This window comes from Acinetobacter sp. AG1, assembly GCF_001005525.1.
GTDB lineage: Bacteria > Pseudomonadota > Gammaproteobacteria > Pseudomonadales > Moraxellaceae > Acinetobacter > Acinetobacter modestus.
On the sequence record NZ_LBMZ01000114.1, the window covers coordinates 12,975 to 24,959 of the forward strand.

Annotated in this window: 9 protein-coding genes; 7 read left to right on the top strand and 2 right to left on the bottom strand. The window is 37.6% G+C overall.

The annotated features are described in order from the left end of the window. Position 1: 1 nt before the first annotated feature. Positions 2 to 2,155, bottom strand: a complete 2,154-nt coding sequence (fadB, locus tag AAV96_RS10790; RefSeq protein WP_004659309.1) for a fatty acid oxidation complex subunit alpha FadB — start codon at positions 2,153 to 2,155, stop codon at positions 2 to 4. Positions 2,156 to 2,763: 608 nt separating this feature from the next. Between fadB and AAV96_RS10795 the strand changes: the two genes are divergently transcribed. The 7 genes from AAV96_RS10795 (at position 2,764) to AAV96_RS10825 (ending at position 10,685) form a co-directional block, all read left to right on the top strand. Next, positions 2,764 to 3,828: a GGDEF domain-containing protein gene (locus AAV96_RS10795; RefSeq protein ID WP_004659308.1), complete on the top strand. Its 1,065-nt coding sequence runs from the start codon at positions 2,764 to 2,766 to the stop codon at positions 3,826 to 3,828. A 158-nt stretch (positions 3,829 to 3,986) separates the two neighbouring features. Then, a complete protein-coding gene (lpxO, locus tag AAV96_RS10800; protein WP_046739312.1) occupies positions 3,987 to 4,901 on the top strand; it encodes a lipid A hydroxylase LpxO in 915 nt (304 codons plus the stop codon). A 136-nt stretch (positions 4,902 to 5,037) separates the two neighbouring features. Beyond that, positions 5,038 to 5,904, top strand: a complete 867-nt coding sequence (locus tag AAV96_RS10805; RefSeq protein ID WP_046739313.1) for a hypothetical protein — start codon at positions 5,038 to 5,040, stop codon at positions 5,902 to 5,904. Between the two features lie 106 nt (positions 5,905 to 6,010). Beyond that, positions 6,011 to 7,810, top strand: a complete 1,800-nt coding sequence (gene uvrC, locus AAV96_RS10810) for an excinuclease ABC subunit UvrC (protein ID WP_081407491.1) — start codon at positions 6,011 to 6,013, stop codon at positions 7,808 to 7,810. 104 nt (positions 7,811 to 7,914) lie between these two features. Beyond that, positions 7,915 to 8,712 (top strand): thioesterase family protein, encoded by a 798-nt coding sequence (locus AAV96_RS10815; protein ID WP_046739314.1) that lies wholly within the window; start codon positions 7,915 to 7,917, stop codon positions 8,710 to 8,712. A 105-nt stretch (positions 8,713 to 8,817) separates the two neighbouring features. Next, a complete protein-coding gene (gene pgsA / locus AAV96_RS10820; RefSeq protein WP_004659303.1) occupies positions 8,818 to 9,405 on the top strand; it encodes a CDP-diacylglycerol--glycerol-3-phosphate 3-phosphatidyltransferase in 588 nt (195 codons plus the stop codon). A 119-nt stretch (positions 9,406 to 9,524) separates the two neighbouring features. Further along, entirely contained in the window at positions 9,525 to 10,685 is a 1,161-nt protein-coding gene (locus tag AAV96_RS10825; RefSeq protein WP_046739315.1) for a hypothetical protein, read from the top strand. A gap of 214 nt (positions 10,686 to 10,899) precedes the next feature. On the opposite strand, the gene AAV96_RS10830 is transcribed toward AAV96_RS10825, so the two are convergent. Then, positions 10,900 to 11,673, bottom strand: a complete 774-nt coding sequence (locus tag AAV96_RS10830; protein WP_004659301.1) for an IclR family transcriptional regulator — start codon at positions 11,671 to 11,673, stop codon at positions 10,900 to 10,902. Positions 11,674 to 11,985 lie beyond the last annotated feature (312 nt).

Consider the following 11,985-nt stretch of genomic DNA (forward strand, 5'->3'; position numbering starts at 1 on the left):
CTTAACCGTAGAATTTTTTGTTGTTAGCAGCCATGTCACGCAACATTTGTGGCGCTTCATAAGCCTTACCTAAGTGTGCATATTTGTCGCAAAGCGCAACATATTCAGCAACACCTGTTTGGTCGATGTAACGGCATGGACCACCACGGAATGGAGGGAAACCTACACCCATGATCATCGCCATATCTGCTTCAGAAGCAGTTGCAACGATGTTGTCTTCTAAGCAACGAACTGTTTCGTTACAGAAAGCAAGCATCATACGGTCAATGATTTCTTGGTTGTCAAACTCGCGTTTTTCACCAGTAACGAAAGGCGCAATGATTTCGTAAGCTGTTGGATCAACAGTTTTCGCTTTCTTACCTTTCTTATCTAACACGTATTTGTAGAAACCAACGTCATTCTTTTGACCAAGACGTTTTGCTTCATACATCGCTTCGATAGAACCTTTGTAGTCAGGCTTCATACGGTCAGGGAAACCTTCAGCCATTACTTCTGCGCCATGAACACCTGTATCGATACCAACAACATCGATTAAGTATGCAGGACCCATAGGCCAGCCGAATTTCGCCATTACATTATCCACTTGTTGGAAATCCGCACCATCTTTTACAAGAAGATCGAATGCACCAAAGTAAGGGAACAATACACGGTTAACTAAGAAACCTGGGCAGTCGTTGACAACGATTGGTGTTTTACCCATTTTTTGAGCAAGAACAACAGTGGTTGCAATCGCTTCATCAGATGTCTTCTCACCACGAATCACTTCTACCAACGGCATCATGTGTACTGGGTTAAAGAAGTGCATACCAACAAAGTTTTCAGGACGTTGTAATGCTTTCGCCAAACGCGTAATTGAGATTGTAGACGTGTTAGAAGCAATAATCGTGTTTTCACGAACATTCTTCTCAGTGTCTGCAAGTACCATCTCTTTTACTTTTGGATTTTCAGTCACTGCTTCGATCACGATATCCACTTCTTTAAACTCATCGTAGCTTAAAGTTGGACGGATGCGAGCAAGTGTTTCACCCATTTGAGCAGGTTTCATTTTCTTGCGTTCAACTTGCTTAGTCAGTAAGCCGTTCGCTTCTTTCATACCAAGTGCAAGTTGTGGGTTACCAATGTCTTTCATGATGATTGGTGTGCCTTTGCTTGCCGTTTGGTAAGCAATACCACCACCCATGATACCCGCACCTAATACAGCTGCTTGGTTTACAGGATGAGCACCTTTCTCATATTTCTTCGCAGTTTTCTTCACAACTTGGTCATTGATGAATAAACCAATCAATGCACCTGCTTGTGGAGTAATTGCTGCTTTAGCAAAACCTTGAGCTTCTGCTTTTAATGCATCATTACGCGTAAGGCTTGCACCTGCTTGTAATGAGTCAAGTAACAATTTTGGCGCAGGGTATTGTGCAGGGTTTGCTTTTGCAAGTACCGCACCTTTTGCCGTATTGAACGCCATCATTTGTTCAAGTGGGTTCAATTTAATTGCGTCTAATTTTTCTTGACGTTTTGCTTTCCAATTCAAACGACCAGCAATGGCTTGTTTTACCAAATCAATCGCAGCTTCTTGAAGTTTGTCAGCAGCAACAACCGCATCTACAGCACCATCTTTTAGTGCAGCAGCTGGTTTTTTCGGGTTCGCCATTGCCATCCATTCAACAGCATTGTCGATACCAATTACACGGCTTAAACGTACGCTACCACCAAAACCAGGATAGATACCAAGTTTGATTTCTGGTAAGCCAACTTGAGCTTGCTCAGACATGACACGGTAGTCACACACTAAGCACATTTCAAAACCACCACCAAGCGCTGTACCATTAATAGCAACAACTTTAGGGATGTCTAAATCTTCAAAGCTATTGAAGACGTCATGTACAGGCATAAGCCAATCAACAATTGCTTGTTCACCAGCAGCGAAGTTGTCGCCAAATTCAGTAATATCTGCACCAACGATAAATGTTGATTTACCAGAGGTAACAACTAAGCCTTTAATGTCGTTATTGGCTTTAACCGCAGCAATTGCTGCTTGGAAGTCTTCGATGGTTGCACGGTTAAATTTATTAACCGACTCACCTTGTAAGTCAAAGCGGAATTCTGCAATTCCGTCCGCAAGCATTTGGACGGTAATGGCATTGCCAGCGTGGATCATGCCTGATCTCCCTTGTTGTGGAGGATTCTGAGTTGATGTCATAAAGCGTGTATGCGTTAGCGCACACAAAATGCTTCGCTAATCTTACGATAACTATATCCAAAAAGGACATAACAAGTTGTATCAAGCCGTGACGCTAGGGTCATCTATTCTTTTAAAGAATTTATTTCTAAGGCTTGTATAAAAATAGAAAGCTATTTTTTCCTTTAAAAACAGTGAAAAGTTGATTGATTTTAGTCATGTGATTATCGGTTTTAAACGTAAAAAGTGCATTAAGCAACCCATAAATCATTTTTAAATTCATATATTTTTTATTAGCATATTTAAGCTAATATTTAAGTTCAGTTGATAAAGTTATGGCTTATTTATTGCTTTATTATAGATATAGAGAAAGCAATATTTTATTGTTAACTCATTGTTGAAAAAGGATTTTGAAAGATTTTTTTTGTTTTTGAAATGAGACATAGTTTGATTTTATGACAAAAAATGTTAGTTATAGCTATTTTTAGGGTTTATGTGAAAACGAATAGAAAAATAATTATTTGTTGATGATGTGGTTGGGAGGCTGAATAAAAAAACAAACCTGTTTAGGGAAGGATGGGTAAAAGATGAAACCAACAGACCAAACATTGATGAAACAAATGCATATTTCGATTGAAGAAATTGAATATCGACGATCTTTGCTTAGTTTAAGTCATCAAGAATTACAGCAGTTGGTTGACTTAGGGGAACAAATTGATCTTGAGTATCTACTTGACCAAGTTGTGATTACCTTTTATCAACAGCAAACCTCGATTTCTGAGATTGCTTCACTGATTGGCGATATAGACACTTTATCTCGGTTACAACATGCACAACGCCAATACTTGGTAGAACTTTTTTCAGGTAATTATGATGCCAATTATGTCAATAATCGATTGAGAATCGGTTTAGTGCATAAACGAATTGGTGTCGAACCCAAATTATATTTATCCGCCGTCTATCATCTCAAAACCATGCTGATATCGATGATTCAACAACAGTTAGGCGATACAGAGAATTTTCATCAAATACGTTCTACTTTAGAAAAGTTATTTATGTTTGATATTTCGCTGGTTGTAGAAACCTATGTGTGGAGTCTGGTCAGTGAGTTGAAGGCATCTAAAGAAAAAATTGAGCAATATGCTTCTGTGTTAGAAGATCGTGCTCAGCAAATGGAAGCTTTATCTCAAACTGATCCGCTCACAGGACTATTAAATGTGAGACATTTAAATCGTATTTTAAATTCGACAATTTATGCAGCTGAACGAAGTTTAGAACCCGTTACAGTCGTATTTATCGATATCAATGATTTTAAAATGATCAATGATAATTTTGGGCATTCTAAGGGGGATCAAATCTTAAAAGTGGTGGCGGATGCGATTCGATTCGTTGCACGTTTGGATGATCATTGTTTTAGATGTGGTGGAGATGAGTTCTGTATTGTATTTCCGCGTTGTACTGAAGCACAGGCACTTGAAAGTTTCGTTCCGAGATTACTACAGTATGTTTATCAAATTGAGCCGAGTATTACCTTAAGTATCGGTGTAAAACAAACAGATCATGTTGATGGCTACTTGGACGCATCTACTTTGATTCATGAAGCTGATGCAAAAATGTATTTGGTCAAAAAACAGCAAAAAATAAAAAAATAACAATTTTCATTGGAAGATCAATTTTTATATATACATGATATTTATTGTTTATTTTATCTAATAAATTAAGTAGAACAAATTGTTGAACCAAAATTGGCTAGAAATTAAAAAAGACGATGATAAAATTCCGAGATTCATTTTTTTGGTCGATTTTTTCAATGGTTAAATGGATCATTTTAGCGATTTTTATTATTTCAGCTTTGTATATTCAACGACGCGGTAAAGTAAAGCATTCGTTTTATCGTCAATTTTTCGATCATTCAACGATTCTTGCACCTATAAACTTTTTAATGTACATGTTTTCTAAAGTACCGAATCAACCTTATATTGATACGCAGTATTTTAAAGATTTAAAAGTTTTAGATGAAAATTGGGAAATGATTCGAGACGAAGCCAAAGCTTTATATGACAAAGGTGGGATTAAAGCTTCAAGTAGTTATGATGACCTCGGTTTCAACTCCTTCTTTAAAACAGGTTGGAAACGTTTCTATTTGAAATGGTATGACTCGGCACATCCATCTGCCGCTGAACTTTGCCCAAAAACAACTGCATTATTAAAAACCCTTCCAACAATCAAAGCTGCGATGTTTACTGAGTTAGCGCCAGATAGCCGTTTAGTTCGCCATCGTGATCCTTATGCGGGTTCATTGCGTTACCATTTAGGTCTTATTACACCAAATGATGATCGCTGTTTTATTGATGTTGATGGTCAGCGATATTCGTGGCGTGATGGTGAAAGTGTGGTGTTTGATGAAACCTATATCCATTATGCGGAAAACACCACTGAACAGAATCGTATTATCTTTTTCGCTGATGTAGAACGCCCATTAAAAACCCGTTTTATGGAAAAGTTTAATCATTGGTTCGGTAAAAGTGTCATGACGGCAGCCAGCTCACCCAATGAAGCGGGTGACCAAACAGGCGGGTTAAATAAGCTTTTTGGATATATTTATCAGTTCCGTTTAAAAGCCAAAGCCTTAAAAGCAAGTAATCGTGGTTTATATTATTTTTTGAAATGGTTCATCATGTTAGGGCTATTTTTCTTAATTTTTATTCGACCTTATGTATTTTAAGTCTGAATGAGATCAACGCGCGAAAGGGCGTTTTTTTATAACGATGATTTGGTTATTTATTTGTTTATTAATATTGTATCAAATGGTCTAAATTGAGCATAATTTGCAGGCATTTTATTAAAATTGAGAAGCCATAATGAAAAAATTTTTACTGATTAATTTAAGCCTTTTAAGTTTAGTGGCTTGTAGTGATGAAAATAATGATATTTATGGAAAGGTTGACCCAAAGAATAAAGTTTTTTACAGTTATGATTTTGCAGCGGCAAATACCTCAAACAAACTAACAAAGAAATCATACCAAGTAGATAAAAATAATGATCTTTTAATTAGTTATACTGAAACACCGAAATTGCAAACAGAAGCGCTTCGAAACTTTATAACGAGCAATGGTATATCCACTATATTACCACCGCAAAATACTACGGGTGCTTATATGGTCGGTCGTAAAGCGATATTTAATCACACTGTTTTAGAATATGAGCCTTATAATTTAGAGCAGAGAACAGTATTTAAACTCACCTATCAACTTAAAAAAATTGATTTATCTGGCTTAGATGTTTCTGACTATATAGGATACTTTTTAAGACAAGCGACATCATCATCGTTCATAAGCGATATAACATTAGATATTATTAAAGGAATATTGTTTGCCAGTCAGGATAAATTCCCAGCAGGTGCAACATGTTGGCAAAAACAAGTTCAGTTGAGTTCACAAGATTATATTGAATCTTATCCAACCCAAAATCTGTCACATGTAAGTGTAGGAAGCAGTATTATCCGCCAAGATATTTGGCAAAATGCAGCTTGGACTGCATTTACACCTAATACTGAGTTTAATTTAGCAGATACACGTATTCGCCATCAGTCTCGTGAGTATTGGGGTTTTTACCATACAACTAGAGAAGTTAATCCAATCGCTCCAACAAATGAACTAGCCTGTGATTTCTTTAATGAGTCTGCATTTAATAGCGCTAATAACGTATTGAGTCGAGTTTTTAAATAATTGGTGTTATTTGAGTTATTGAATTGATGGATTTTAGCTCAATTGACTTGAAATTGATTTATGCAGACTACATCATCGAAAGCATTACTGATGATGAAAGTCTGCTGTGAATCCAAACGCGCGTGAACATATTGAAAAAATTCTGACTCATATGACTCAATTGCCTGGTGTTTATAAAATGCTCGGCAAAGATGGAGAGTTGCTGTATGTCGGGAAGGCCAAAAACTTAAAGAATCGTGTATCCAGCTATTTTGTTAAAACAATTGACCATCCTAAGACACAGGCTTTAGTCGCGCGAATTTATGACATCGAAAGTTTGGTTGTTCGTTCTGAAACAGAAGCATTATTACTTGAACAAAATCTGATTAAATTACATCGTCCGCCATACAATATTATGTTGCGTGACGATAAGTCGTATGTCTATATCTTCGTTTCAGCAGATAAACCTTACCCACGTATTGCCAGTGGCCGTGGCAAAGGTAAACATCAAATTGGCAAGTTTTTTGGTCCATATCCAAGTGCTTATAGTGCTAGAGATACGCTACTTGTATTACAAAAATTATTTAATGTCCGCCAATGTGAAAACAGTTATTTTTCACAACGTAAACGCCCTTGTTTACAGTATCAGATTAAACGTTGTACAGCGCCTTGTGTCGGTCTGATTAGCCCTCAGGACTATAAGGAAGATGTGGATAATTCAATTCGTTTTTTACAGGGTGATACCAAAGAACTCAATCAAGAGCTGATTGGAAAAATGGAACAGGCTGCCGAAGCTCTTGAGTTTGAAAAAGCCGTATTTTATCGTGATCGCCTCGCTTTATTGCGCGAGGTTCAAGCACAACAAGCAGTATTTAAGATCAAAGGCGAAGCCGATATTCTGGCGATTGCCTATCAAGCGGGTGTGACTTGCGTACAAATCATGCATGTTCGTAATGGACGTATGCTTGGTGGAAAAAGTTATTTTCCAGATATGTTGGGAGATGATTTGGCGCAAATGCTGAATGATTTTATGGCGAATTTCTATTTCCAAGTGGCGGATGAAGTGCCATCAGAATTGATTGTAAATGTAGATATTCCCGATCAAAAACAATTAGAAGAAGCATTACAACAAACCTTCAATAAGAAAGTTCAAATCAAGCATAAAGTGCGAGAGACTCGGGCTGAATGGCTAGAGTTGGCACAAATGAATGTGCAACATGCGATTAAAGGCAAACTGAGTAATCATTTGGAATTGAACGAGCGTTTTCATCAACTTGAACAAGTGGTTGGGCGTCCGATTGATCGGATTGAATGCTTTGATATCAGTCATACCATGGGTGAAGCACCGATTGCTTCTTGTGTAGTCTTTGATCAGGGCGGTGCAAGAAAGCGAGATTATCGTCAGTTTGCGATTCAGGATATTACGGGCGGTGATGATTATGCGGCGATGCGACAAGCGTTGATACGCCGTTATAAAAAAAATATGTTACCTGATCTACTCTTGATTGATGGTGGTAAAGGGCAGTTGCATATGGCGATGGAGGTCATGCAAGAATTAGCGCTTGATGCTTTTATGATTGGTGTTTCTAAAGGTGAGGGACGTAAACCGGGATTAGAAACGCTGCATTTTACTGATGGCACTAAGATTCAATTACCCGAAGACCATAAAGCTTTACACCTCATCCAACAAGTGCGAGATGAAGCGCATCGTTTTGCTATTACCAAACATCGAGCTAAGCGTGATAAACGCCGTAGTAGTTCAGTTTTAGAGGCTATTCCTGGGCTAGGGCCAAAACGCCGTCGTGATCTACTCACTCATTTTGGCGGTATACAAGGTGTTTTAAAAGCATCAGAAAAAGAGTTGATGCTTGTACCGGGTCTGGGTGAAGTCATGGCGAGAACGATTTATAAAATTTTGCATGAATAATTTGACCGATTGGCTCAATCTCTCAATGACTGATGCGTCAATGATCATTCACAAACAGAGAAAAACATTTAAAGATAAGATGGTTTGACGATTAAGGAAAGATAATGTCATTGCTTCCGCTATATCAACAGGTTGAACATCAAGAGTGGATTGATATTCCATTAGGATGGTTACAAGGTCGCACCGTATTTGGCGGTTTAGTTGCAGGATTATTAATCCAAAAGGCGCAGAGTGTGGTTCATGATACAACAAAGCAGTTGTTGAGTTGTAATGTGACCTTTGTTGGCCCTGTGCAAGAAGGGCAGGCTAAACTCACGGCAGAGGTGTTGCGAGAGGGTAAATCGGTTACAACCTTAGAAGTGCGGTTATGGCAAGCAGATACTGTACAAAGTATTTTAATAGCAAGTTTTGGTTCGCAGCGTGAATCTCGGATTCATGTGCAAAATCTACCGCAAATTCCTGATTATCCACTGCCGGCACAGTTGGAAAAAACGGCTTATATTGAAGGCTTAATGCCACAATGTTTGCAACAGTTTGAACTATGTTGGGCTGAAGGTAATTATCCAATGGCTGGCAGCAAAGTGCCTGACTTTGGCGGATGGTGTCGTTTTATGCCTCAGTTGCATCCAAATCGCGAAATGAAATTAGCCGATCTATTTGGATTGATGGATGTGTGGCCACCAGGTGTGTTACCGATGTTTAAAACCCCCGCACCTGCAAGCTCATTAACTTGGCAAATTACCTATTTGCAGCCGATTGCTCATCAAGTACAGGATTGGTTCAAATACAAAGTAGTGACTGAATATGCTGAACATGGCTATTCAACCGAGTATGCCTATCTTTGGGATGATGAAAATCGACTGATTGCGATACTTAGACAAACAGTTGCCGTTTTTGCCTAGTCGACACTGCCGTGCATTTCGTATAAAGTTGCTTACACATGGATACAATCTCGGCACATCCTTTGTGCGACATGCATATTTGATGCGAACAACATGGCGGTGTTTATGAGCACAGGGCGAATCCTGAACATTCCTAATATTTTAACTTTGGCGCGTATCGCCCTCATTCCTGTATTTTTGGCAATTGCCTATTGGCCACCTGCAATTGGAATTGCTGAGCATCATGGGGGAATGATGCGACATTTGGTATTGACTGCAATCTTTGTTCTTGCAGCAGTGACAGATTGGTTCGATGGTTATTTAGCTCGGACTTTGAATCAGACTTCTGCTTTCGGACGTTTCCTTGATCCAGTCGCCGATAAGCTTATGGTTGCAGCTGCATTAATTGTATTGGTGCAATGGCAACCGACGATTTCAATGGCTTTTGCTGCAATTGTGATTATTTCGCGTGAAATTACCGTTTCGGCATTGCGTGAATGGATGGCTGAATTGGGTGCACGTACTAGCGTTGCAGTTTCTACGGTAGGAAAGTACAAAACAGCATTTCAAATGATTGCGATTAGTGTGTTCTTATTAAACTGGAAACCACTCGAAATCTGGGCATATGCTTTACTGTATACCGCCGTTATTTTGACTTTATGGTCGATGTTTATTTATATGAAAGCTGCTTGGCCATATTTAAAACAGCCTTAAAATGATTTGCCATCACTATTTTATTTAAATTTAATAAAAATCTAGATAATCAAAGCATTCACTATAAAATTTGTGAAATATAGTGAATGTTAAAAATGATAACGTAGGAACACGGTTACATGTCATCTTTATTATATTTATCAAATCAAGAATTATATCTATTACAAAATCAAAAAACACAGACTATAGATTGTCATGCGGTCAGTCAGTACAAGAAAAATTTACAAGAAATTAAGCAGCGCAAACAATGGAAAACCATTGGGACTGGCGCGCAATTTATGGGGTTGACCAGTCAAGATGATCCAAATGAATTAGCCTATGTATTTCCAGTTGATGCTGTATTGACTGATAATCAACACATGATTTATGCGGCGCGACTACAAGATGGTTGCGCAATTTATATGAAATCATTAACTGAGTTACAACAGCCAGAAGCTTTGGTTCTTAGAAATAATGAATTTATTGTTCATCATCTTGATTATGCAGCGCAAAAACAAAGATTAATTTTATCTGCTAGTAAAGGTTATGCATATGAAAGGCATCTTTGTGTTCTGGGGCTAGATTCGAATCGCATCCAATATATTACGGAAGGTGACTGTCAAGACGAACATCCAAGTTTTGATCCTCAAGATCCTGATATTGTTTATTATGATAGTTGTGGTTTTGCTTATGACCATCAAGGTAATGTCAGTGTGGGACCGAAAGAGATTTGTCGCTTAAACCTGAAAACAGGTGAACTAGAAACAATCATTGCTGATCCGAAATTTGATTTTTATAAACCAAAAATTGATGCGGCGGGGCAGCTTTATTTCCTTAAGCGCCCATATAAAAATCAGCATCACAGTGGTAATTCACTCAAAGATATTATATTTGCGCCGTTTAAAATTATTCGTGCTGTGATTGGTTGGTTAGACTTTTTTACGCAACGTTATACTGGCGAATCGCTTAAGTCGACTTCAGGTAGAAATCCTGCTAAGACTAAACAAAAATCTGAAGAAGAATTATTTGTTGAAGGTAATTTGATTAAAGCTCAGAAAATTTTGCAACAAAATCAAAGTGCAGGTGAAAAATTTGCTGGTGTGATTCCTCGTAATTGGGAACTGATTCAATATGCAATGAATGGAGAGCAGAAAGTTCTCAAAAGAGGGGTGTTAGGCTATGCCCTGAATCAGGATGGTTCGCTTTATTATTCAAATGGTAAATATTTGGTTGCAATGACGGCTGATCAGACTGAACAGATGTTGGTCGAAGCAAAGTTAATCAATAAAATTATGTGTTAACTCAATAAATTTATTCTAACTCATTGTTTATAATTTTTTTAATTAATAGTTTTAGATAGTGATTAAGAAAAAAGCCCATAACAAAGATGGGCTTAGTTCTCTGAGGAAAGTCATACTCTTTTTAGGAGGGTATGCTGAAGAACATAATCATAATATGAGAATATGTTGCTATTTACAACGGATAAAAATGTAAATATTTTTTAAAATTCTCAATTCAGTTTGACTGATTTTCGGAAAGTGTTGCAAATTTATGTTCAATTTGCGCTGCATTATTTTGCAAGATCTCGATCAGTTTTTGAATATTCAAGAAATCAAAACGATTTTTTGATGCTACTAGCGTGAGTGCAATCGGCGCCTCTTTAGTAGAAAAGCGAATCGGCACGGAAAGGCCACATACCATTGGATCAATCTCACCTTGAGATAAATAAAAGCCTTGTTTTTTAATTTTCCGCATTTGCTGCATGAATTCATCGAGGCTATGGGCAAAGCCTACCTGAGCAAGCTCCTGAGTAAACTGGTGATAATAAGCTTGAATATGTTGCTTGGAGAGATGAGCAATCACAATTTTGGGTGAAGCACCTACATAAACAGGGCGTGGACAACCTCTTCCGTACGAGATAAGTTCTGCTTCTTTAAAGGTTTCATGATGTAGATCAATACAATAATCATGGTTTAAATAGGTTAATAAACAACAGAGTTCAGTACGATCTACGATATCACGCATAAAAGGAATACTGATCTGAACCAATGGATCGGTACTATGAGAAATATAATCAAGAACGGCAATTTTAGAGCCTAAAGTGTAGTCTCCTGATGTACCACTAATGCGCTTTAAAATATCTGTTGAAACAAGTTCTTTAAGATAACGATAGGCTGTGGGTTTTGAGAGACCAAGCTCATCACAAATGATATCGACATTGATAATCGGACGTGAAACTGAAAATAAATCCAGCACGGTGAGAATTTTACCAAAACTCGAAATTGCCATGATCCGTTGTCTACTCCTTAAAAATAACGTGAAAATCGAACTTTTATTGCTTTATAACAGAAAAGCCCGAGATCGTGTATGGACTTTTAGGTCGGAATATTTTTGCTCAATCAATTAGCCATTGAATTGAGAAAAAATATGGTTTTTATTGAAAACATTTTAAATTAAAATTAAAAATTATCAAATAGTGATAATTTATGTTGACTAATTTGCTTTGTTTTGAAAAAATTGTAGATGTAGTGTCCTCATTGGATAATGAAATTAATTAGATTATCTCCATTTGCTCTAGACACTATGCCTTGCTCCCCATAA